Origin of the sequence: Janthinobacterium sp. EB271-G4-7A, from assembly GCF_020858075.1 — a bacterium.
Taxonomy (GTDB): domain Bacteria; phylum Pseudomonadota; class Gammaproteobacteria; order Burkholderiales; family Burkholderiaceae_D; genus Janthinobacterium; species Janthinobacterium lividum.
This window is the reverse complement of record NZ_JACYMI010000005.1, coordinates 273,520-294,577: the sequence shown is the minus strand read 5'-3', so window position 1 is coordinate 294,577 and position 21,058 is coordinate 273,520. Positions and strand designations below refer to the sequence as shown.

35 protein-coding genes and 1 pseudogene are annotated in these 21,058 nt (G+C 56.5%); 35 read left to right on the top strand and 1 reads right to left on the bottom strand.

What is annotated here, in order from left to right:
- The 3 genes and pseudogenes from IGS58_RS26265 to IGS58_RS26255 all read left to right on the top strand — a co-directional run.
- Window positions 1-105 (top strand): annotated as a pseudogene (locus tag IGS58_RS26265) (elongation factor Tu); the annotation flags it as partial.
- A gap of 179 nt (window positions 106-284) precedes the next feature.
- Window positions 285-602 (top strand): 30S ribosomal protein S10, encoded by a 318-nt coding sequence (rpsJ, locus tag IGS58_RS26260; RefSeq protein WP_010394389.1) that lies wholly within the window; start codon window positions 285-287, stop codon window positions 600-602.
- A gap of 215 nt (window positions 603-817) precedes the next feature.
- Window positions 818-1,663, top strand: a complete 846-nt coding sequence (locus IGS58_RS26255) for a DUF817 domain-containing protein (RefSeq protein ID WP_099395875.1) — start codon at window positions 818-820, stop codon at window positions 1,661-1,663.
- A gap of 19 nt (window positions 1,664-1,682) precedes the next feature.
- On the opposite strand, the gene IGS58_RS26250 is transcribed toward IGS58_RS26255, so the two are convergent.
- A complete protein-coding gene (locus IGS58_RS26250) occupies window positions 1,683-2,231 on the bottom strand; it encodes a tetratricopeptide repeat protein (RefSeq protein WP_176381602.1) in 549 nt (182 codons plus the stop codon).
- A gap of 176 nt (window positions 2,232-2,407) precedes the next feature.
- Between IGS58_RS26250 and creB the strand changes: the two genes are divergently transcribed.
- The 32 genes from creB to rplQ all read left to right on the top strand — a co-directional run bounded on the left by creB (window position 2,408) and on the right by rplQ (window position 20,929).
- Entirely contained in the window at window positions 2,408-3,133 is a 726-nt protein-coding gene (gene creB / locus IGS58_RS26245; protein ID WP_070259603.1) for a two-component system response regulator CreB, read from the top strand.
- Window positions 3,130-4,551 carry a two-component system sensor histidine kinase CreC gene (gene creC / locus IGS58_RS26240; protein ID WP_230523081.1) on the top strand — a complete coding sequence of 474 codons (1,422 nt, stop codon included), beginning with the start codon at window positions 3,130-3,132 and terminating at the stop codon, window positions 4,549-4,551. Before creB ends, creC begins: the two co-directional genes overlap by 4 nt.
- 86 nt (window positions 4,552-4,637) lie before the next feature.
- Complete coding sequence (creD, locus tag IGS58_RS26235) at window positions 4,638-6,029, top strand: cell envelope integrity protein CreD (protein ID WP_230523080.1); 1,392 nt, start codon at window positions 4,638-4,640, stop codon at window positions 6,027-6,029.
- 239 nt (window positions 6,030-6,268) lie between these two features.
- Entirely contained in the window at window positions 6,269-6,457 is a 189-nt protein-coding gene (locus tag IGS58_RS26230) for a hypothetical protein (protein ID WP_034778275.1), read from the top strand.
- A 325-nt stretch (window positions 6,458-6,782) separates the two neighbouring features.
- Window positions 6,783-7,439, top strand: coding sequence for a 50S ribosomal protein L3 (gene rplC / locus IGS58_RS26225; protein WP_010394393.1), 657 nt, complete (start codon window positions 6,783-6,785; stop codon window positions 7,437-7,439).
- Window positions 7,440-7,442: 3 nt separating this feature from the next.
- On the top strand, window positions 7,443-8,063 hold the full coding sequence (gene rplD / locus IGS58_RS26220) for a 50S ribosomal protein L4 (protein ID WP_034753197.1): 621 nt from the start codon (window positions 7,443-7,445) through the stop codon (window positions 8,061-8,063).
- Window positions 8,060-8,377, top strand: coding sequence for a 50S ribosomal protein L23 (gene rplW / locus IGS58_RS26215; protein WP_010394398.1), 318 nt, complete (start codon window positions 8,060-8,062; stop codon window positions 8,375-8,377). Before rplD ends, rplW begins: the two co-directional genes overlap by 4 nt.
- On the top strand, window positions 8,377-9,204 hold the full coding sequence (rplB, locus tag IGS58_RS26210; protein WP_034753198.1) for a 50S ribosomal protein L2: 828 nt from the start codon (window positions 8,377-8,379) through the stop codon (window positions 9,202-9,204). Before rplW ends, rplB begins: the two co-directional genes overlap by 1 nt.
- 10 nt (window positions 9,205-9,214) lie before the next feature.
- On the top strand, window positions 9,215-9,490 hold the full coding sequence (gene rpsS / locus IGS58_RS26205; RefSeq protein ID WP_008444295.1) for a 30S ribosomal protein S19: 276 nt from the start codon (window positions 9,215-9,217) through the stop codon (window positions 9,488-9,490).
- On the top strand, window positions 9,487-9,819 hold the full coding sequence (gene rplV / locus IGS58_RS26200) for a 50S ribosomal protein L22 (RefSeq protein WP_170840583.1): 333 nt from the start codon (window positions 9,487-9,489) through the stop codon (window positions 9,817-9,819). The genes rpsS and rplV overlap by 4 nt, the downstream gene beginning before the upstream one ends.
- Window positions 9,820-9,828: 9 nt before the next feature.
- On the top strand, window positions 9,829-10,653 hold the full coding sequence (gene rpsC / locus IGS58_RS26195; RefSeq protein WP_034753199.1) for a 30S ribosomal protein S3: 825 nt from the start codon (window positions 9,829-9,831) through the stop codon (window positions 10,651-10,653).
- Window positions 10,654-10,655: 2 nt separating this feature from the next.
- On the top strand, window positions 10,656-11,075 hold the full coding sequence (gene rplP, locus IGS58_RS26190) for a 50S ribosomal protein L16 (RefSeq protein WP_034753201.1): 420 nt from the start codon (window positions 10,656-10,658) through the stop codon (window positions 11,073-11,075).
- A gap of 12 nt (window positions 11,076-11,087) precedes the next feature.
- Entirely contained in the window at window positions 11,088-11,279 is a 192-nt protein-coding gene (gene rpmC / locus IGS58_RS26185; protein WP_010394412.1) for a 50S ribosomal protein L29, read from the top strand.
- Window positions 11,276-11,548, top strand: coding sequence for a 30S ribosomal protein S17 (gene rpsQ, locus IGS58_RS26180; protein WP_010394415.1), 273 nt, complete (start codon window positions 11,276-11,278; stop codon window positions 11,546-11,548). The genes rpmC and rpsQ overlap by 4 nt, the downstream gene beginning before the upstream one ends.
- A gap of 253 nt (window positions 11,549-11,801) precedes the next feature.
- A complete protein-coding gene (gene rplN / locus IGS58_RS26175; protein ID WP_008444317.1) occupies window positions 11,802-12,170 on the top strand; it encodes a 50S ribosomal protein L14 in 369 nt (122 codons plus the stop codon).
- Window positions 12,171-12,179: 9 nt separating this feature from the next.
- On the top strand, window positions 12,180-12,494 hold the full coding sequence (gene rplX / locus IGS58_RS26170) for a 50S ribosomal protein L24 (protein WP_034753204.1): 315 nt from the start codon (window positions 12,180-12,182) through the stop codon (window positions 12,492-12,494).
- A gap of 6 nt (window positions 12,495-12,500) precedes the next feature.
- Window positions 12,501-13,040, top strand: a complete 540-nt coding sequence (gene rplE / locus IGS58_RS26165) for a 50S ribosomal protein L5 (RefSeq protein WP_010394421.1) — start codon at window positions 12,501-12,503, stop codon at window positions 13,038-13,040.
- A gap of 2 nt (window positions 13,041-13,042) precedes the next feature.
- A complete protein-coding gene (rpsN, locus tag IGS58_RS26160) occupies window positions 13,043-13,348 on the top strand; it encodes a 30S ribosomal protein S14 (protein WP_010394423.1) in 306 nt (101 codons plus the stop codon).
- Window positions 13,349-13,362: 14 nt separating this feature from the next.
- A complete protein-coding gene (rpsH, locus tag IGS58_RS26155; protein ID WP_034753208.1) occupies window positions 13,363-13,758 on the top strand; it encodes a 30S ribosomal protein S8 in 396 nt (131 codons plus the stop codon).
- Window positions 13,759-13,768: 10 nt separating this feature from the next.
- Window positions 13,769-14,302, top strand: a complete 534-nt coding sequence (rplF, locus tag IGS58_RS26150) for a 50S ribosomal protein L6 (RefSeq protein WP_034778281.1) — start codon at window positions 13,769-13,771, stop codon at window positions 14,300-14,302.
- A gap of 13 nt (window positions 14,303-14,315) precedes the next feature.
- On the top strand, window positions 14,316-14,678 hold the full coding sequence (gene rplR / locus IGS58_RS26145) for a 50S ribosomal protein L18 (RefSeq protein ID WP_010394431.1): 363 nt from the start codon (window positions 14,316-14,318) through the stop codon (window positions 14,676-14,678).
- Window positions 14,679-14,687: 9 nt separating this feature from the next.
- Complete coding sequence (gene rpsE, locus IGS58_RS26140; RefSeq protein WP_010394433.1) at window positions 14,688-15,206, top strand: 30S ribosomal protein S5; 519 nt, start codon at window positions 14,688-14,690, stop codon at window positions 15,204-15,206.
- A 10-nt stretch (window positions 15,207-15,216) separates the two neighbouring features.
- The gene (rpmD, locus tag IGS58_RS26135; protein ID WP_010394435.1) at window positions 15,217-15,396 is read left to right on the top strand and encodes a 50S ribosomal protein L30; all 180 of its coding nucleotides are present in this window, start codon (window positions 15,217-15,219) and stop codon (window positions 15,394-15,396) included.
- A 30-nt stretch (window positions 15,397-15,426) separates the two neighbouring features.
- The gene (rplO, locus tag IGS58_RS26130) at window positions 15,427-15,858 is read left to right on the top strand and encodes a 50S ribosomal protein L15 (protein WP_034753211.1); all 432 of its coding nucleotides are present in this window, start codon (window positions 15,427-15,429) and stop codon (window positions 15,856-15,858) included.
- Window positions 15,859-15,890: 32 nt separating this feature from the next.
- Complete coding sequence (gene secY, locus IGS58_RS26125) at window positions 15,891-17,225, top strand: preprotein translocase subunit SecY (protein WP_010394438.1); 1,335 nt, start codon at window positions 15,891-15,893, stop codon at window positions 17,223-17,225.
- Window positions 17,226-17,243: 18 nt separating this feature from the next.
- A complete protein-coding gene (gene infA, locus IGS58_RS26120; protein WP_005663428.1) occupies window positions 17,244-17,462 on the top strand; it encodes a translation initiation factor IF-1 in 219 nt (72 codons plus the stop codon).
- Between the two features lie 42 nt (window positions 17,463-17,504).
- Window positions 17,505-17,618, top strand: a complete 114-nt coding sequence (rpmJ, locus tag IGS58_RS26115) for a 50S ribosomal protein L36 (protein ID WP_010394471.1) — start codon at window positions 17,505-17,507, stop codon at window positions 17,616-17,618.
- A 14-nt stretch (window positions 17,619-17,632) separates the two neighbouring features.
- Complete coding sequence (gene rpsM, locus IGS58_RS26110) at window positions 17,633-17,998, top strand: 30S ribosomal protein S13 (RefSeq protein WP_046681666.1); 366 nt, start codon at window positions 17,633-17,635, stop codon at window positions 17,996-17,998.
- A gap of 17 nt (window positions 17,999-18,015) precedes the next feature.
- Entirely contained in the window at window positions 18,016-18,420 is a 405-nt protein-coding gene (gene rpsK, locus IGS58_RS26105; protein WP_010394475.1) for a 30S ribosomal protein S11, read from the top strand.
- A 258-nt stretch (window positions 18,421-18,678) separates the two neighbouring features.
- Window positions 18,679-19,302 (top strand): 30S ribosomal protein S4, encoded by a 624-nt coding sequence (gene rpsD / locus IGS58_RS26100; RefSeq protein ID WP_010394478.1) that lies wholly within the window; start codon window positions 18,679-18,681, stop codon window positions 19,300-19,302.
- Between the two features lie 108 nt (window positions 19,303-19,410).
- Complete coding sequence (locus tag IGS58_RS26095) at window positions 19,411-20,388, top strand: DNA-directed RNA polymerase subunit alpha (RefSeq protein WP_008444343.1); 978 nt, start codon at window positions 19,411-19,413, stop codon at window positions 20,386-20,388.
- A gap of 148 nt (window positions 20,389-20,536) precedes the next feature.
- Window positions 20,537-20,929, top strand: a complete 393-nt coding sequence (gene rplQ, locus IGS58_RS26090; RefSeq protein WP_034753219.1) for a 50S ribosomal protein L17 — start codon at window positions 20,537-20,539, stop codon at window positions 20,927-20,929.
- Window positions 20,930-21,058: the final 129 nt, after the last annotated feature.

Sequence of the window (21,058 nt, the reverse complement as noted above, 5' to 3'; positions counted from 1 at the left end):
GTCAAGCTGATCAACCCGATCGCGATGGAAGAAGGTCTGCGCTTCGCTATCCGCGAAGGCGGCCGTACCGTCGGCGCTGGTGTTGTTGCAAAAATCCTGGCTTAATTCTTAAGCCTGCATAAAAGAAGACGCGTCGTCGCCCGGCGCCCTTCTTTTTATTCAACTGCCGGGGTTGGCAAGCATTTTGGTGCTATCATGTCGACCCTGACGGTTGTTGCGTCAGAAATTCCCGTATGACCTCATTGCCGTGCAGACCGCGCGGTTCGTTCTTTTAAGGAAATATCATGTCGGCACCAAACCAAAAAATCCGTATCCGCCTGAAGGCTTTCGATTACAAACTGATCGACCAGTCCGCTCTGGAAATCGTTGAAACCGCGAAGCGCACCGGCGCTGTCGTCAAAGGCCCAGTACCACTGCCTACCCGTATTCAGCGTTTCGATGTGCTGCGTTCCCCGCACGTCAACAAAACTTCGCGCGATCAGTTCGAGATCCGTACGCACCAACGCCTGATGGACATCGTTGACCCAACGGACAAAACCGTTGACGCGCTGATGAAGCTGGACCTGCCAGCTGGTGTTGATGTCGAAATCAAACTGCAATAATAGTTTCAAGGGCAGCTGACAATACCGTAGCATCAGGTGTTGACAGCTGTTCCAGGCCGGCGGGGTGTCCCGCTGCCTGATGATGGGGCCGGGCCTGCTCACGATCGTGAGTGCGCCCGGCCCCATTGCTATTGGTGCATGCCCAACACGGGCGGACCCGGCGCGTGCGTGCAAAATTGCTTTACAGTGCTGCGGGCGGCCGATAAAGTTGCTGCATGCTTAATGCCCTCGATACCCACCTGTTAAATGCGACGCCCCGTAACCGCTTGCGCGGCTGGCCGCGCTTCCTGACCGAATTTTTGTATTTCGGCATCAAGGAGGCGAGGTCGTGCCTGTTCGTCGGGCTGTTTTTTGCTGCCGTGTTCCTGGTGCCGCGCGCCGGCCTGTTCGGCTTGCCACGCTATGACGTGCTGCTGCTGGCGGCGCTGGCGATCCAGGGCGCGATGCTGTGGAGCGGATTGGAAACGTGGGATGAACTGAAAGCCATCTGCCTGTTTCATGCGGTCGGCTTTGCGCTGGAGGTGTTCAAGGTGTCGGGCACGATCCAGTCGTGGAGTTATCCCGACTTTGCCTACAGCAAGGTGTTCGGCGTCCCCCTGTTTTCCGGCTTCATGTATGCGGCCGTCGGCAGCTACATCATCCAGACCTGGCGCCTGCTCGACATGCGGATCCGCCACCATCCGCCGTACTGGATGGCGGTGCTGATCGCGCTGCTGATCTACGCCAACTTCTTCACGCATCACTACATCGGCGATTACCGCTGGTACCTGGCTGCCTGCGCGCTGGGCTTGTACGCACGCACCACCGTGGTGTTCCGCCCGCTCGACCGCGACCGCAGCATGCCCTTGCTGCTCGGTTTCGTGCTGGTCGGCTTCTTTATCTGGCTGGCTGAAAACATCAGCACCTTCTGGGGCGTATGGCGCTATCCGAACCAGCTTGGCGCCTGGTCGGTGGTGCATGTCAGCAAATGGAGTTCATGGTCGCTGCTGGTGGTGATGACGTTTACCATCGTGGCCCACCTCAAGCACATCAAGGCCAGCATCCACGTCGCCCAGCCGTAGGCCGGGCTCCGGGAGTTGCTTATTGCAGGCTGGCCGCCACCGCGTCGAAGCGATTGCCCAGCGCCGCCTGCGGGCCGCCTTGCAGCTGTCTGGCGTACTGGCGCAGCACTTCCGCCGAATACGTGCGCGAGGCGGGCGACAGCTTCGGCAGCAGCGGCAGCACGCGTTCCAGATAGCCCGTGCCTTCCTGCCATTTGCCTTGCGCGGCCAGCGCCGACGCCAGTTCCACCATGCGGCGGCCGACGCGCGCATCGCTGCGTGGCTGCGCCGTTTCTTCCGTGGCCAGCGCTTGCCGGTACAGCTGCTCCGCTTCGGCATTCTTGCCCTGCAAGCGCTTGACGCGGCCCAGGTTGTACTGGCGCTGCGAGAGGATATCCGCGCTGGCCCCGGCTTGCTCGGCGCTCTGCAGCGCTTTTACGCAAGCCAGCTCTGCTTCGCCAAACTGGCCTTTGAGTTCGGCCGCGTTGCAGGCGTCTTGCTGTTCATTGGAGGTGGTGATCGTCGCTGGCGCCGCACAGGCGGCCAGCAGGCTGACAGCGCATAGCAAGCTGATGGTATGGGTCTTCATAGTCTCCTCGGACGGGTGTCAAACACGGTGTATCGGTGGAGTCATGCCATGATAAATATACTATAAGTTTTTTGGGGCTGGGCGGCTTTTCGCCAGCGCGCGGCAAGGCGCGCGATTGACGCCGCTTGCGTGGTTCAGGGATACTCCGGGTCTGTCCATTAATGCGTGCCGCCGCCATGTCCAAGACTGTCCTGATCGTGGAAGATGAACAGGCGATTGCCGACAGCATCGCCTATGCCTTGCGCACGGACGGCTTTACGCCGCGCCATGTGATGTTGGGCGAGCACGCCCTGGCCGCGCTGCGTCCAACGCCCGGCGAAGCCCCGCAGATGCCCGTTCTGGTGGTGCTCGACGTGGGCTTGCCCGACATGAGCGGGCTGGAAGTGTGCCGCCGGCTGCGCCAGTTTTCCGAGGTACCGGTGATCTTTCTGACGGCCCGCAGCGACGAGATCGACCGTATCGTCGGCCTGGAAATCGGCGCCGACGATTACGTCACCAAACCGTTTTCGCCGCGCGAACTGGTGGCGCGCATCCGCGTCATCCTGCGCCGCGCCGGCGTCGTTCAGGTGCCCCGCGAGACTGGCATGACGATAGCCGCTGCCGTGACCGTGCCGGCACGCTTTGAATTGCGCGCGCTGGAGGCGAAAGTGCTATTTCACGGCCAGCCGCTGGACCTGACCCGCTATGAATACCTGCTGTTGAAAACCCTGCTCGAGCATCCGGGCCACGTGCTGTCGCGCGCGCAGCTGATGGAGCGCGTGTGGAGCGGTGCGCCCGACACGCTCGAGCGTACCGTCGATGCGCACGTCAAATCCTTGCGCGCCAAGCTGCGCGCCGTCGATGCGCAGATCGACCCCATCCACACCCACCGTGGCCTCGGCTACAGCCTGGCCGGCGCATGAAGATCGGCCTGCGCATCCTGCTGGGCTACTTCCTGATCGTGGGCCTGGCTGCCTGGTTCCTGCTGAATGTCTTCATGGAGCAGGTCAAGCCCGGCGTGCGCTCGACCCTGGAAGACACGCTGGTCGACACCTCGCAACTGCTGGCCAGCCTGGTGGCGCCCGACCTGAAGGCGGGCACGCTGGCGCAGTCGCCCGTGGCCGAACGCATGCAGGATTACGCGCGCCATGGCGTGGACGTCAATATCAATGGCGTGCGCAAGCGCACGCTCGATTACCGCATCACCATCACGGACCGGCACGGCATCGTGCTGTTCGATTCCAGCGGGCGCGACGTGGGGCGCGACTATTCGCGCTGGAATGACGTGTATCTCACCTTGCAGGGCAAGTATGGCGCGCGCAGCACGCGCAGCCGGCCTGATGACGAGATGTCGACGGTGATGCACGTGGCCGCACCGATTCGCGACGGCAATGAGGTGATCGGCGTGCTGACGGTGGCCAAGCCGAATGCCAGCGTGCAAGCCTTTGTCGAGCGCAGCCAGCGCAAGATACTGCAGCGTGGCGCCGTGCTGTTGCTGCTGTCGCTGCTGATCGGCCTGGCATTCGCCTGGTGGCTGCACCATGCGCTGGGCAAGCTGATGCATTACATCGGCGACGTGGAGGCGGGCCGCAAGGTGGCGCTGCCGGCGCTGGGCAAGAACGAGATCGGCACCCTGGGGCGCGCCCTCGAGGCGATGCGCACGCGCCTGGAGGGCAAGGAATATGTGGAGCAATTGATGCACACGCTGGCGCATGAATTGAAAAGCCCGATCGCCGCCATCCAGGCCTCGGCCGAGCTGCTGCAGGAAGACATGCCGCCGACCGAGCGCCGCCGGTTCCTGGCCAGTATCCTGGAACAGAATGCGCGCCAGCGGCAACTGATCGACAAGCTGCTGGCCCTCGTGCGCGTGGAAAAGCAGCAGCGCCTGGATAACCCCGAGCGCATCGCGCTGGCGCCCCTGCTGGCGCAAGTGGCGCAGGACGCGGCCGCCACCCTGCAGGCGCGCGGCGTGCGCCTGCAGCTGCAGGCCGACGAGGCGAATGTGGCCGGGGATGCCCTGCTGCTGCGCCAGGCGCTGGGTAACTTGCTCGACAACGCGGTCGGCTTTGCGCCACCGGGCAGCTGCATCGACCTGACGGCGCGGCGCCAGGGCATCCAGGTGGAAATTGCCGTGCGCGACCGGGGCGAGGGCATCCCCGCGTATGCGATCGAGCGCGTCTTCGAGCGCTTCTATTCCTTGCCGCGCCCGAGCGCCGGCAAGAGCACGGGTCTGGGCCTGCCCTTTGTGCGCGAAGTGGCTTCGCTGCATGGCGGCACGGTCGAGGTACTCAATCATGCGGAAGGCGGCGCCTGCGCGCGCCTGTGCCTGCCAATAGCCTAGCGCTTTTTATTTGCCGGCTTCACACGGACTGCATCGTCAGCGCATACAGTTTTTTTACACTGGCCACCTTACTTCAAGGATGCGCCATGCAAAAAACTCTCTTAGTCAAAGCGTTGATCGTGTTCGGCCTGATGCTGCTGATCGGCCTGCCTTTGCTGATGATTCAGGAAACGATCAAGGAGCGGATGGAATTCCGCCAGGAAGCCGTCAACAGCATCGCCGCCGATTCGGTGCGCGAACAAACCATCATCGGCCCCATTCTGGTGATTCCCTATACGGAGCAGTATGAAGAGCGCGTGGAGGTGGCCAAGGGCGATGACAAGGAAGTGAAGTTACCCGTGCGCACGGAGTTGCTGCGCCGCACGGCGCAGCGCCGCTTGCTCGTGTATCCGAACGACCTGCAGATCAACGGCAATATCGAGACGGACCGCCGCTACCGCGGCATCCACCAGGTGCTGGTCTACAGCGGCCAGCACGCCTTCAAGGGTGACTTCACGGTGCCGGCCAGCAGCCAGCTGCCGCGCAAGTCGCCGGACTCGCGCGTGACCGTCGGTGCGCCTTTCGTGGCCTTGTCCATCGAGGACGTGCGCGGCATCCGCAATATCCCGAAAATCGACTGGGGCGGACAAAAGATCGAGTTCGAGCAGGGTACCGACCTGTTTGCCTTCCGCAGCGGCTTGCACGCGCCGCTGGGTGCCATGCCACTGGCGGCGGCGCAGCAGGTGCGCTTCAGCTTTGACCTGGGCCTCGATGGCATCGAACGCCAGCACTTCGTGCCGGTGGCCAAGAACAGCCAGATCCAGATCAAGTCGAACTGGCCCCATCCGCAATTTGGCGGGCGCTTCCTGCCGTCGCCGAAGAATCGCCAGATCGATGCCCACGGTTTCAATGTGGCGTGGAATATCTCGTCGCTGGCCACCAATGCGCAAACGCAGCTGAGCTCCATCGAGGGGGAATTCAAGGTGCCCGACAGTGCGCCGCTGGGCCAGGTGGACCGCTTCAGTGTCGGTTTCATCGAGCCGGTGAACGTGTATTCGCAATCGGACCGGGCCACGAAATATGGCTTGCTGTTTGTAGCGCTGACCTTTGCCGCCTTCTTCATCTTTGAAATTTTGAAGAGCTTGCCGATCCACCCGGTGCAGTATTTGCTGGTGGGCCTGTCGCTGGTGATCTTCTTCCTGCTGCTGGTGGGGCTGGCCGAGCACATCGCCTTCCTCGCCGCCTATCTGGCCGCCAGCGCCGCCTGTATCGCCCTGACCAGCTTCTATCTGGTGCACGTGCTGCACAACATGTGGCGCGGCATCGGCTTCGGCGTGGCCCTGACCTTGCTGTATGGCGCCCTGTATGGCTTGCTCAGCTCGGAAAACAATGCGCTGGTGATGGGCAGCATTCTGTTGTTCGCCGTGCTGGCCGTCATCATGGTGGCAACGCGCAAGGTGGACTGGTATCAGATTGGCAAAGGAGTGCCGCAAGAGTAGGGGCTATGCGGGCGCCATGCGCCGCGATGCTTGCAGCCAGCCCGGACGGTGATGTGTCCGGGCTGTTTTTTTTGGGGGCACGTGCAGCACCGATAATTGGTAGTTGGTTGGTATTGTTTACGGTATTCTATTGGCATTGCTTTTTAAGTAATGGCAGGCGCCGCGGCGTCTGCCCGGGGCGGTGCGAGGATGGCGTGCCGCCCTGGTTGTTCTTCCATCTGATAAAACGGAGATGAAATATGATCAAGAAAACGATGGCTTTTTTGTTTGCGCTGGGCCTGAGCGCCTCGTATGCGTTTGCTGCCGGCGATGTCACGCAGTGCTACAGCGAGTGCGGACAGAAAGTGGCCAATTGCCGGGCGCACCTCGGTGGCAGCCCCATCTGCGAGGACTTGTACGGGCATTGCCTGAGCAACTGCCAGCAGTAAGCTTCCCTGGCATCGCGCCCGGGATGGGGAAGGGCAGGGCGCGCACGCCGCGGCGCGCCCTGTATGTTTCTGGCATCGCCCGCCAGGGCGCATGCCGCCGTGCTTTGCGCCCGTCTAATTGCCTTGCGGCAGCGTTTTTCAGGCCCGCCGACAACTCCCGCAGGGGCGTCGCGCAACACTTTGACATACCTCGTGTTAACTTGTTGCGTCAAGGGTTTTTGTGCTATATACTAGCCGGCTTCGGTATGGATTCGTCTTTTTTGAGTCCTACGTTACTTTGTAGTTAAACAAGCCCCGCCCAATCGCAGGTGGGAATGGAGAAAAAATGAGCCTAGGCCTTCTCGGTCGCAAGGTTGGTATGATGCGCATTTTCACGGATGAAGGGGATTCGATCCCGGTCACCGTGTTGGACGTATCGAACAACCGTGTTGCGCAAATCAAAACCCCTGAAACAGATGGTTACTCCGCTGTTCAGGTCGCATTCGGTCAACGTCGCGCTTCCCGCGTGACCAAAGCTGTTGCTGGTCATCACGCTAAAGCTGGTGTTGAAGCCGGTACTCTGTTGAAAGAGTTCCGTGTCGACGCTGCTAAAGCCGCTGAACTGAAAGCTGGCGATGTTGTCGCTGCTTCCCTGTTCGAAGTCGGTCAAAAGATCGACGTGCAAGGCGTTACCATCGGTAAAGGCTATGCAGGCGTTATCAAACGTTACCACTTCGCTTCTGGCCGTGCAACGCACGGTAACTCGCGTTCGCACAACGTTCCAGGTTCCATCGGTATGGCACAAGATCCAGGTCGCGTTTTCCCTGGTAAGCGCATGACCGGTCATCTGGGTGACGTTAACCGTACGATCCAGAACCTCGTGATCGCCCGTATCGATGCCGACCGTCAGCTGTTGCTGGTCAAAGGCGCGATTCCAGGTGCGAAAAATGGCCAGGTAGTTGTCTCGCCAGCCATCAAAACCAAAGCCAAGAAGGGAGCTTAAACGATGGAACTCAAGCTTCTGAATGCGCAAGGTCAAGCCGCCTCGAACGTTGCTGCAGCCGATACGATTTTCGGCCGTGACTACAATGAAGCGCTGATCCACCAAGTCGTCATCGCTTATCAAGCGAATGCACGTAGTGGTAACCGCAAGCAAAAAGACCGTGAAGAAGTTCACCACACGACGAAAAAGCCATGGCGCCAAAAAGGTACCGGCCGCGCTCGTGCTGGTATGTCGTCGTCGCCACTGTGGCGCGGCGGTGGTCGGATTTTCCCGAACTCGCCTGACGAAAACTTCACCCACAAAGTGAACAAAAAAATGTATCGCGCAGGTATCTGCTCGATCCTGTCGCAGCTGGCTCGCGAAGAGCGCCTGATCGTCATCGACGATCTGACGATCGACGCGCCAAAAACCAAGCTGTTGTCGCAAAAATTGAACGGCCTGGGCTTTGATTCGGTTCTGATCATCACCGACGTTCTGAACGAAAACCTGGAACTGGCATCGCGCAACCTGCCTAACGTACTCGTCGTTGAGCCACGTCACGCAGACCCGATGTCCCTGGTGTTCTACAAGAAGATCCTGGTCACCAAAGCTGCATTGGCCAAGATTGAGGAGATGCTGGCATGAGCGCGATTTTGAAACATAGCGAAGAACGCTTGATGAAGGTGCTGTTGGCGCCCGTGATTTCCGAAAAGGCCACCATGGTCGCGGAAAAGAACGAGCAAATTGTATTCCGCGTACTGCCGGATGCAACCAAGCCTGAAATCAAGGCAGCGGTCGAACTGCTGTTCAAGGTTGAAGTTCTGTCCGTGCAAACTGCAAACCGCGAAGGTAAGCAAAAACGCACCGGCAAGTTCAACGGTCGTCGTAACCATACCAAGCGTGCTTTCGTGTGCCTGAAGCCTGGCCAGGAAATCAACTTCTCCGAGGAGGCTGCATAATGGCACTCGTTAAGATGAAACCAACCTCGCCAGGCCGTCGCGGCATGGTGAAGGTGGTGAATGCCGACCTGTACAAAGGTCGTCCGTTCGCTGCCCTGGTTGAAAAGAAATCCAAGACCGCTGGTCGTAACAACAACGGTCACATCACCACCCGCCATATCGGTGGTGGTCATAAGCAACACTACCGCTTGATCGACTTCAAGCGCACCAAAGATGGTATTCCAGCGAAAGTGGAACGTATCGAATACGATCCAAACCGCACCGCGAATATCGCTCTGTTGTGCTACGCCGACGGCGAACGTCACTACATCATCGCAACCAAAGGCATGGCCGTTGGCGACAGCGTGATGAACGGTTCGGAAGCACCGATCAAATCGGGTAACTGCTTGCCAATCCGTAACATCCCAGTCGGTACCGTGATGCATTGCGTCGAAATGCTGCCAGGTAAAGGTGCCCAAATGGCACGTACCGCTGGCGCTGGCGTTGTGCTGATGGCACGTGAAGGTACCTACGCTCAAGTGCGTCTGCGCTCGGGTGAAGTACGTCGCGTGCACATCGAGTGCCGTGCAACGGTTGGTGAAGTCGGCAATGCCGAGCACAGCCTGCGTAAAATCGGTAAAGCTGGTGCGATGCGCTGGCGCGGTGTTCGTCCTACCGTTCGCGGTGTGGTCATGAACCCGGTCGATCACCCGCACGGTGGTGGTGAAGGTAAAACAGCAGCTGGTCGTCATCCAGTTTCGCCTTGGGGCCAACAGACTAAGGGTAAGAAAACACGCAGCAACAAGCGTACTACTTCCATGATCGTCTCGCGCCGCGGCAAGAAATAAGGGGTAGCACATGACACGTTCATTGAAAAAAGGGCCGTTCTGTGACGCCCACCTGGTGAAAAAAGTTGAAGCCGCGCAAGCAGCCAAAGACAAAAAGCCAATCAAAACCTGGTCGCGTCGTTCGACAATCATGCCTGACTTTATCGGCCTGACGATCGCGGTTCATAACGGCAAGCTGCACGTGCCGGTTTATGTTTCCGAAAACATGGTTGGTCACAAGCTCGGCGAATTCGCACTGACCCGTACGTTCAAGGGCCATGCAGCTGACAAAAAGGCTAAGAAATAATGGAAACTAAAGCTATCCTCAAAGGTGTGCGCCTGTCGGACCAAAAGGGCCGCCTGGTTGCTGACCTGATCCGTGGCAAGAAAGTTGACGCTGCACTCAACATCTTGCAATTCAGCCCGAAAAAAGGTGCTGCGATCATCAAACGCGTTCTGGAATCCGCTATTGCGAATGCCGAGCACAATGATGGCGCGGACATCGACGAATTGTTCGTGAAAACGATCTACGTCGAAAAGGGCCCGGTCCTGAAGCGCTTCACCGCGCGTGCAAAAGGCCGTGGCGACCGTATTTCGAAACAATCCTGTCACGTTTACGTGACTGTCGGTAACTAAGGAGCCACGATGGGTCAGAAAATTCATCCAACCGGTTTCCGTCTGGCGGTCACCCGTAACTGGGCTTCGCGCTGGTATGCAGGCAACGGTAATTTCGCTGCCATGCTGAACGAAGACTTGAAAGCACGTGCTTACCTGAAAAAGAAACTGAAGAACGCTTCCGTTGGCCGCATCGTTATCGAGCGCCCAGCCAAGAACGCGCGCTTCACGATCTACAGCTCGCGTCCAGGCGTGGTCATTGGTAAAAAAGGCGAAGACATCGAAGTACTGAAGTCGGCGCTGACCAAGATCATGGGCGTACCTGTTCACGTGAACATCGAAGAAATTCGCAAGCCAGAAATCGACTCGCAACTGATCGCCGATTCGATCGCTCAGCAGCTGGAAAAACGGATCATGTTCCGCCGCGCCATGAAGCGTGCAATGCAAAATGCAATGCGCCTGGGTGCTCTCGGTATCAAGATCATGTCGTCCGGCCGTCTGAACGGTATCGAGATCGCGCGTAAAGAGTGGTATCGCGAAGGCCGCGTGCCTCTGCATACCCTGCGCGCCGATATCGACTACGGTACCAGCGAAGCGTCGACCACCTACGGCATCATCGGTGTCAAGGTGTGGGTATACAAAGGTGACCGCGCGCCTAACGGCGATGCACCAGTCATCGATACCCCAGCTGACGAGAAGAAAAGCCGCGGCCCACGCCGTGACGATGGCAAGCCAGCTGGCCGTCCACGTCCAGCCGGTGCCGGTGCGAAACCATCCACAGCACCAGGTGCACGTGTGCGTACCGCCGCTAAACCGGCCGCCGCAGCAGCACCAGCTGAGAAAGCAGGAGAATAATCATGCTGCAACCAGCACGCAGAAAGTATCGTAAAGAGCAGAAAGGCCGTAATACCGGTATTTCGCACAGCCGCGGCACCGCCGTGTCGTTTGGCGAATTCGGTCTGAAGGCAGTTGCGCGCGGTCGTATCACTGCGCGTCAAATTGAAGCGGCGCGTCGTGCAATGACGCGTCACATCAAGCGCGGTGGCCGTATCTGGATCCGTATTTTCCCGGACAAACCGATTTCGAACAAACCGGCTGAAGTCCGTATGGGTAACGGTAAAGGTAATCCTGAGTACTACGTCGCTGAAATTCAGCCAGGCAAAGTACTGTATGAAATGGATGGCGTTGATGAAGCGCTGGCACGGGAAGCATTCCGTCTTGCCGCCGCTAAACTGCCACTGGCGACGACGTTTGTCATCCGCCAAGTCGGCCAATAATTGGAGTTGTATATGAAAGCATCTGAACTCCGCGGCAAGGACCAGCCAGCTCTGCAAAAAGAGCTGAATGACCTGTTGAAGGCACAGTTCGGCCTGCGCATGCAAATCGCTACGCAGCAGCTGAGCAACACTTCGCAGCTCAAGAAGGTACGCCGCGATATCGCGCGTGTGAAGACGGTAATGAATCTGAAGGAAGCCAAATGAACGAACCAGTGAAACAGTCGCTCAAGCGCACGCTGATCGGTAAAGTGGTTTCGGACAAGATGGACAAGACCGTTACCGTTCTGATCGAGCGCCACGTAAAACATCCTTTGTATGGCAAGATCATCATGCGCTCGAACAAGTATCACGCGCATGACGAGACCAACCAAGTCAAGGCCGGTGATACGGTCGAGATCCAGGAAGGTCGCCCGATCTCCAAAACGAAGGCATGGACGGTGACACGTGTGGTTCAAGCCGCACCAACCGTTTAAATAAAAACCACCGTTTCGGCGGTGGGTTTTAATTAGTACTTGCAGGCCCGCAAATTGTATGTAATACTTGCGGGCTTCGTTCATGTAACGCCGCAAAGTGTCTGGCCACAGACAGTAGCATTCGCGGTCAGTTGATGTATGAAGGTCATGCACCCAAACAGTGAAGCCCAGCAGGGCGGCTCTGGCGGGACCAAGACTGACCGTGGGTCTACATTGTGTGGATTCTTCGGCTTAAGTTGGGAAAGAGAATACTATGATTCAAACTGAAAGCCGGCTCGAAGTGGCTGACAATACCGGTGCCAAAGAAGTAATGTGCATCAAGGTATTGGGCGGCTCCAAGCGCCGTTATGCTGGCATTGGCGATGTGATCAAGGTAACCGTTAAGGTTGCTGCGCCACGTGGCCGTGTCAAAAAAGGTGAAATTTATAACGCCGTGGTTGTGCGCACCGCTAAAGGTGTTCGCCGCCAAGACGGTTCCCTGGTGAAGTTCGACGGCAATGCCGCCGTTCTGTTGAACGCCAAGCTGGAACCGATCGGTACCCGTATTTTTGGACCTGTCACGCGCGAACTGCGCACTGAGAAGTTCATGAAAATCGTGTCCCTGGCACCGGAAGTCCTGTAAGGAGTCGTAATGGATAAGATTCGTAAAAACGACGAAGTCATCGTTCTGACCGGGAAAGACAAGGGCAAACGTGGTGTGGTACAGCAGCGTATCGATGCTGAACATATCGTGGTTGACGGCATTAACATCGCTAAAAAAGCGACTAAGCCAAACCCGATGACTGGCGTAACTGGTGGTATCGTCGATAAGACCATGCCAATTCACGTGTCCAACGTTGCATTGTTTAATGCAGCGACTGGCAAGGCAGATCGCGTGGGTTTCAAAGAAGTGGACGGCAAGAAAGTTCGCATCTTTAAATCCTCCGGCGAAGTAGTGAAGGCTTAAGAAATCATGGCACGTCTCCAAGAATTCTATAAAGAAAAAGTCGTTGCCGACCTGACCAGCAAGTTTGGTTACAAGTCGGTAATGGAAGTTCCACGCCTGACCAAGATCACCCTGAACATGGGTGTTGGTGAGGCTATCGCGGATAAAAAAGTTCTCGAGCACGCAGTTGCTGACTTGACCAAGATCGCCGGCCAGAAGCCAGTGACCACCAAGTCCCGCAAAGCGATCGCAGGCTTCAAAATCCGTGAAGGTTACCCGATCGGTACGATGGTCACCCTGCGCGGCGCTCGCATGTACGAGTTCCTGGATCGCTTCATTACCGTGGCTCTGCCGCGCGTACGCGATTTCCGTGGTGTGAACGGCCGTGCATTTGATGGTCGTGGCAACTACAACATCGGTGTCAAGGAACAGATCATTTTCCCTGAAATCGAATACGACAAGATTGACGCGTTGCGCGGTATGAATATCAGCATCACGACAACCGCTAAGACCGATGACGAAGCCAAAGCTTTGCTCGCCGCCTTTAAATTCCCTTTCAGGAACTGATCATGGCCAAACTGTCACTGATTAATCGTGAGATCAAGCGTGCTGACCTGGTGGCGAAATTCGCCCCTAAGCGCGAAGCTCTCAAGGCCATCGTCGATGACCAATCGAAATCGGAAGAAGAGCGCTACGAAGCTCGCCTGAAATTGCAGGCGCTGCCACGTAACTCGAACCCGACGCGTCAACGTAACCGTTGCGCCATCACTGGTCGTCCGCGCGGCACATTCCGTAAATTCGGTCTGGGTCGTATCAAGCTCCGTGAATTCGCCATGCGTGGTGAAATTCCGGGTATGACAAAAGCAAGCTGGTAATAGGAGAATATGCAATGAGTATGAGCGATCCTATCGCCGATATGCTGACCCGCATTCGCAATGCACAAGGCGTGCAAAAGACGACCGTGGCCATGCCATCGTCGAAAGTCAAAATTGCGATTGCCAGCGTCCTGAAGGACGAGGGTTACATTGAAGATTTCGCTGTTGCCGAAGCTGGTGGCAAAGCGGAACTGAAAATCGGTTTGAAGTATTATGTTGGCCGTCCCGTTATTGAGCGCTTGGAGCGCGTGTCCCGTCCGGGTCTGCGCGTCTACAAGGGTAAAGACGAGATCCCTGTTGTGATGAATGGCTTGGGTGTGGCGATCGTGTCGACTCCGCAAGGCGTCATGACTGACCGCAAAGCACGCGCTACCGGTGTCGGCGGCGAAGTTATTTGCTACGTGGCTTAAGGAGTTACACATGTCTCGAGTAGCTAAAATGCCTATCGTAGTGCCAGCTGGCGCCGAAGTCGCCATCTCCGCACAAGCGATCACCGTAAAAGGCCCGCTGGGCGTACTTTCCCAGGCCCTCACCGGCCAGGTTAAAGTGGAAAACAATGCAGGAACCCTGAGTTTCGACGTGGCGAACGACAGCCGCGAAGCCAATGCCATGTCCGGCACGCTGCGCGCACTGGTCAACAACATGGTTGTTGGCGTCACCAAGGGTTTCGAGAAAAAGCTGAACCTGGTAGGCGTGGGTTACAAGGCGCAAGCTCAAGGCGACAAGTTGAATCTGTCCCTGGGTTTCTCGCACCCTGTAGTGCATGACATGCCAGCCGGCGTTACCTGCGCAACACCAACCCCGACCGAGATCCTGATTAAAGGTATCGACCGTCAACAGGTTGGCCAGGTAGCCGCTGAAGTTCGTGCTTACCGCGCTCCTGAGCCTTATAAAGGCAAGGGCGTTCGCTATGCGGACGAAGTGGTTAAGCTTAAAGAAACCAAGAAGAAGTAATTAGGGGCTGACGATGGATAAGAAAGAATCACGGCTTCGCCGCGGACGCCAAACCCGCATCAAGATTGCGGAATTGAAAGTAAATCGCTTGTCGGTGCATCGCACCAACCTGCACATTTACGCCAACCTGATCAGCCCGGACGCTAAAGTCCTGGTTTCGGCCTCGACGGCTGAAGCGGAAGTTCGCGCTGAACTGGCAGGCCAATCCGGCAAAGGCGGCAATGCCGCTGCTGCAGCCTTGATCGGCAAGCGCGTCGCTGAAAAAGCGTTGAAAGCAGGGATTACCGAAGTTGCGTTTGACCGCTCCGGTTTCCGTTACCACGGCCGTGTGAAAGCGTTGGCAGAAGCCGCACGCGAAGCCGGTCTGAAGTTCTAAGGATCAATCATGGCAAAAATGCAAGCAAAAATGCAAAGCGACAAGCCGGATGATGGCATGCGCGAAAAAATGATCGCGATCAACCGCGTGACCAAAGTGGTCAAGGGTGGTCGTATCATGGGTTTCGCCGCGCTGACCGTAGTTGGTGATGGCGATGGCCGCGTCGGCATGGGCAAGGGCAAATCGAAAGAAGTGCCAGTTGGCGTGCAGAAGGCAATGGAAGAAGCCCGTCGCAACCTGATCAAAGTACCGCTCAAAAACGGTACCTTGCATCACACGGTTGTTGGTCGTCACGGCGCCTCCAAGGTCCTGATGAACCCAGCTAAGCCTGGTACTGGCGTTATCGCTGGTGGCGCAATGCGCGCTATCTTCGAAGTGATGGGCGTGACGGACGTGGTGGCGAAATCCACCGGTTCGAACAACCCATACAACCTGGTACGCGCTACGCTGGACGGCCTGTCGAAAATGAGCACTGCTTCCGATATCGCTGCCAAACGCGGCAAGTCGGTCGAAGACATTCTGGCTTAAGGTGGACAAAATGACAAACACAGTCAAAGTGCAATTGGTCAAGGGCTTGATCGGTACGCGCGAATCGCATCGCGCTACCGTGCGCGGTCTGGGTCTGCGTCGTGTAAATTCGGTTTCCGAATTGCAAGACACCCCATCCGTACGCGGCATGATCAATAAAGTATCGTATCTCGTTAAAGTTGTCGGGTAAGCCTTCGGGCTTACACGAACGGAGCAAATCATGGAATTGAATACTATTGCACCAGCCGAAGGCGCTAAGCACTACAAGCGTCGCGTCGGTCGCGGTATCGGCTCCGGCCTGGGTAAAACCTCGGGTCGTGGTCACAAAGGTCAGAAATCGCGTTCGGGCGGCTTTCATAAAGTCGGTTTCGAAGGCGGTCAGATGCCTCTGCAACGCCGTCTGCCTAAGCGCGGTTTCAAATCGATGCACGCAACCTTCAAAGCTGAAGTGCGCCTGTCCGATCTGAACAACCTGGCTGTTGGCGATGTCGACATTCTGGTCTTGAAGCAAGCTGGCGTTCTGGGCGTGTTGGCCCGTGACGTGCGCGTGATCTTGTCCGGCGAAATCACCAAAGCGGTGAATTTGAAGGGCTTGAAAGTGTCCGCTGGCGCGAAAGCAGCCATCGAAGCAGCCGGCGGCTCGGTAGCCTGAGTTGACCGCTAACAGCTTGATCGGAGCGAAAATTGGCGACTAATCCACAACTTGCTAAAAGTGCAGCGGCCGGTTTCCCTTGGGGACGGCTCTGGTTTTTGCTTGGCGCATTGGTGGTTTATCGTATCGGTGCTCACGTCCCGGTTCCCGGGATTGACCCGACACAATTAGCCTCGCTGTTCAAGGAGCACGAAGGCGGCGTCCTGGGCATGTTCAACATGTTCTCGGGCGGTGCCTTGTCTCGTTTTACAGTGTTTGCGCTGGGTATCATGCCTTATATCTCGGCCTCGATCATCATGCAATTGCTGTCGATCGTGTCACCGCAGATGGAAGCGTTGAAAAAAGAAGGCGAAGCAGGTCGTCGCAAGATCACCCAGTACACCCGGTATTTCACGGTTGCCCTGGCACTGTTCCAAGCGTTAGGCATTGCAGTCGCACTGGAGTCGCAAGCTGGTCTGGTGTTGGAACCTGGTCTTGCATTCCGCTTCGTGACGGTCGTCACTTTGTTGACCGGAACAATGTTTTTGATGTGGTTGGGTGAGCAAATTACCGAGCGTGGCTTGGGGAATGGCATCTCGATCATCATTTTTGCCGGGATTGCAGCAGGTCTGCCGTCGGCGTTGGGTGGCTTGTTCACTCAGGTGTCGAATGGTTCGATCGGCAGCTTCAGCGCGATTTTCATCGTGATCCTGGTAGCACTGGTAACGTACTTCGTTGTATTCGTTGAACGTGGTCAGCGCAAAATATTGGTCAATTACGCGAAGCGCCAGGTAGGCAACAAGATTTATGGCGGTCAAACCAGCCATTTGCCGTTGAAGCTGAACATGGCCGGCGTGATCCCGCCGATCTTTGCTTCTTCGATCATCTTGTTCCCGGCCACTATCGTGGACTGGTTTTCAAAGGGCGCCGACAACGCTAACCCTGCGGTGCGGTTCTTGAAAGATTTGGCAGCATCGATGGGGCCTGGTGAGCCTATCCATGCGCTGTTGTACGCAGTGGCGATCGTGTTTTTCTGTTTCTTCTATACAGCGCTGGTATTTAACAGCAAGGAAACAGCGGATAACTTGAAGAAAAGCGGTGCGTTCATTCCCGGGATCCGTCCAGGCGAGCAGACAGCCCGTTACATCGACAAGATCCTGACACGCTTGACACTTGCCGGCGCAGTCTACATCACCCTGGTGTGTTTATTGCCGGAATTTATGCAAGCCCAGTGGAAAGTACCATTCTATTTCGGCGGTACTTCTTTATTGATTATTGTAGTTGTCACCATGGATTTCATGGCGCAAGTACAGAACTACGTGATGTCGCAGCAATATGATTCGCTGCTGCGCAAAGCAAATTTCAAGGGCGGAATTCCGACGCGTTAAGCGCGGTAAACATACCGAATGGCAAAAGACGACGTCATACAGATGCAGGGCGAGATTCTTGAGAATCTCCCAAATGCAACATTTCGAGTGAAGCTGGAGAACGGACACGTGGTGCTCGGGCATATTTCAGGTAAAATGCGGATGAACTATATTCGCATTCTCCCTGGAGACAAGGTGACGGTGGAGTTGACGCCGTATGACCTGAGCCGAGCCCGCATTGTGTTCCGTACCAAGTAACACACTGAATCAAACCAAAGAAGCGAAAGAAAGAGCCCAAAAATGAAAGTTCTCGCATCAGTCAAGCGGATCTGCCGCAACTGCAAGATCATCAAGCGCAAAGGCGTAGTCCGCGTTATCTGCGTGGAACCACGTCACAAGCAGCGTCAAGGTTAATCGAGGAATAACAAATGGCACGTATTGCAGGGGTTAATATCCCAAATCATCAGCATACCGTTATCGGCCTGACGGCCATCTACGGTGTGGGCCGTCCACGCGCAGAGAAAATCTGTGCATCGACCGGTGTAGCAACCAACAAAAAGATCAAAGATCTGGATGACAGCGAACTGGAAAAGCTGCGCGATGAAGTAGGTAAATTCATCGTCGAAGGCGATCTGCGTCGTGAACTGTCCATGAACATCAAGCGTTTGATGGATCTGGGTTGCTACCGCGGCATGCGTCATCGTAAGGGTCTGCCTTGCCGTGGCCAGCGTACGCGTACGAACGCACGTACCCGCAAGGGACCGCGTAAAGCCGCTCAATCGCTGAAAAAATAATCCGCTAGGGAATAATTATGGCTAAGTCGCAAAATAACGCCGCATCAGCACGCGTGCGTAAAAAAGTTAAAAAGAACGTCGCTGAAGGCATCGCACATGTCCACGCTTCGTTCAATAACACCATCATTACCATCACCGATCGTCAAGGCAATGCCTTGTCGTGGGCTACCTCCGGCGGTGCAGGCTTCAAGGGTTCGCGTAAATCGACCCCGTTCGCAGCGCAGGTCGCCGCGGAAGCCGCTGGTAAAGTGGCTGTTGAGTGTGGCGTGAAGAACCTGGAAGTACGTATCAAGGGCCCAGGTCCTGGTCGTGAATCCGCCGTTCGCGCGCTGAACAACCTGGGCATCAAGATCACCGAGATCCAGGACGTGACGCCGGTACCGCACAACGGTTGCCGTCCACCGAAACGTCGTCGTATCTAAGATAGTGTTGCAGAGGGCGCTTCGGCGCCAGCTGCTTTGCTGTCTGTTGTAACTCAGTACAGTTGTGTGAAAACGCTGGAGCAGGGAGCCGGAAACGGTTATACTGCCCGGCTGTTCTTGCCTGTCAAATTCTGTTTGACGGGTTTTTCGTTTTCAGCCACCGTCTGATTGAAACCAAATCAGACTAGCGCCTAACCGCATCAGTGTGTTTGATCATGCATGTGGCTGGGGCGTTATCATTTAAAAAAAGGAAGTATCGTGGCACGTTATATCGGACCTAAAGCAAAACTTTCCCGCCGTGAAGGTACAGACCTGTTCCTGAAGAGCGCACGTCGCTCGCTGGACAGCAAGTGCAAACTGGACGTCAAGCCAGGCCAACACGGTGTCAAATCCGGCGCCCGCACCTCGGACTACGGTAACCAACTGCGCGAAAAGCAAAAAGTCAAGCGCATGTACGGCGTGCTGGAACGTCAATTCCGCCGCTACTTCGCTGAAGCAGACCGTCGTAAAGGCAACACCGGCGAAACGCTGTTGAAGTTGCTGGAAACGCGTCTGGACAACGTTTGCTACCGCATGGGCTTTGGCTCGACCCGCGCTGAAGCGCGTCAATTGGTCAGCCACAAAGCGTTCACCGTGAACGGTATCGTTGTGAACATCGCTTCGTACGCAGTCAAAGTTGGCGACATCGTTGCTGTTCGTGAAAAATCGAAAAAGCAAGTGCGTATCGTTGAAGCACTGTCGCTGGCTGAACAAGTTGGTATGCCTAGCTGGGTTTCGGTTGATGCCAAGAAAATGGAAGGTACTTTCAAGTCCCTGCCAGAGCGTAACGAAATCGCTAACGACGTCAACGAATCGCTGATCGTCGAGCTGTACTCGCGTTAATAGCAGTTAGCACCATCACCGCCCACTCGTTTTCTTTCGGGTGGGCGTTTTACTAATGCCATCAGCCTTATCGGTGTAATGAGCCGAGGGTATTGAAAAGGACATTTCATGCAAAACAGTTTGTTGAAGCCACGTATTATCGATGTTGAAGCTCTCGGTGCAGGTCACGCCAAGGTCGTGATGGAACCGTTCGAGCGCGGCTATGGCCACACATTGGGTAACGCGTTGCGCCGCGTTCTGCTGTCGTCGATGGTAGGCTACGCGCCGACCGAAGTGACGATCGCTGGCGTCGTCCACGAATATTCCTCCCTCGATGGCGTGCAAGAAGACGTCGTCGATCTGTTGCTGAACTTGAAGGGTGTGGTTTTCAAAGTCCACAACCGCGATTCGGTAACCCTGACCCTGAAAAAAGAAGGCGAAGGCGCGATCCTGGCCTCCGATATCGACCTGCCGCATGACGTCGAACTGATCAACCCTGACCACGTGATCGCCCACCTGACCGCTGGTGGCAAGCTGGACATGCAGATCAAGGTTGAAAAAGGCCGCGGCTACGTTCCTGGTAACGTGCGTCGCCTGTCCGAAGACACGAACAAGACCATCGGCCGCATCATTCTGGATGCGTCGTTCTCGCCAGTGCGCCGCGTATCGTACTTCGTTGAATCGGCCCGCGTTGAACAGCGTACCGACCTGGACAAGCTGATCATCAACATCGAAACCAACGGCGTGATCTCGCCGGAAGAAGCGATCCGCCAGTCGGCCCGCGTCCTGGTGGACCAGTTGAATGTGTTCGCTGCCCTGGAAGGCACGGAAGCCGCCGCCGAAGCGCCATCGCGCGCTCCGCTGGTCGATCCTATCCTGTTGCGTCCAGTCGACGACCTGGAGTTGACCGTGCGTTCGGCGAACTGCCTGAAAGCGGAAAACATCTACTACATCGGCGACCTGATCCAACGTTCGGAAAACGAACTGCTGAAAACGCCAAATCTGGGCCGCAAGTCCCTGAACGAAATCAAGGAAGTGCTGGCATCGCGCGGCTTGACCTTGGGCATGAAGCTGGAAAACTGGCCGCCTGCCGGCCTGGAAAAGTAATCGCAGTAAAAGTAAGTTGTAGCAAACTGCCTGGGACAGGTGTCCCAGGCTTTTATTTTGTAGTACCAAACCGGTCCGCGGCTGTAAGGGGTTTCCCACTCAGCTGATCGAAGAACTGGAATTTAAACACTCACCGAAAGGATTTATCATGCGTCACGGTCACGGCCTCCGTAAACTGAATCGTACCTCGTCCCACCGTCTGGCAATGCTGCGCAACATGACAGTATCGCTGCTGCGTCACGAAGCGATCAAAACCACCCTGCCAAAAGCAAAAGAACTGCGCCGCGTTGTCGAGCCAATTCTGACCCTGGGCAAAACCGACTCCCTGGCAAACAAGCGTCTGGCCTTCAACCGCCTGCGCGACCGTGAAATGGTCGTCAAACTGTTCGCTGAACTGGGCCCACGTTTCGCCAACCGTAACGGTGGTTATGTGCGTATCCTGAAAATGGGTTTCCGCGTCGGCGATAACGCTCCTATGGCGTTCGTTGAACTGATGGATCGTCCAGATACGACCGAAGCAGTTGAAGTTGCTGGCGAGTAATCCCAGTAATTGCTTCAATGAAAGCCAGGCCTAGCCTGGCTTTTTTGTTTTCTGCTGCAGCTATCCTTGCTGCGGTGTACTATTCTTCTTTCGCGCCGGCCCTGCAGCCACTGCACGCCCCGCGCGTCC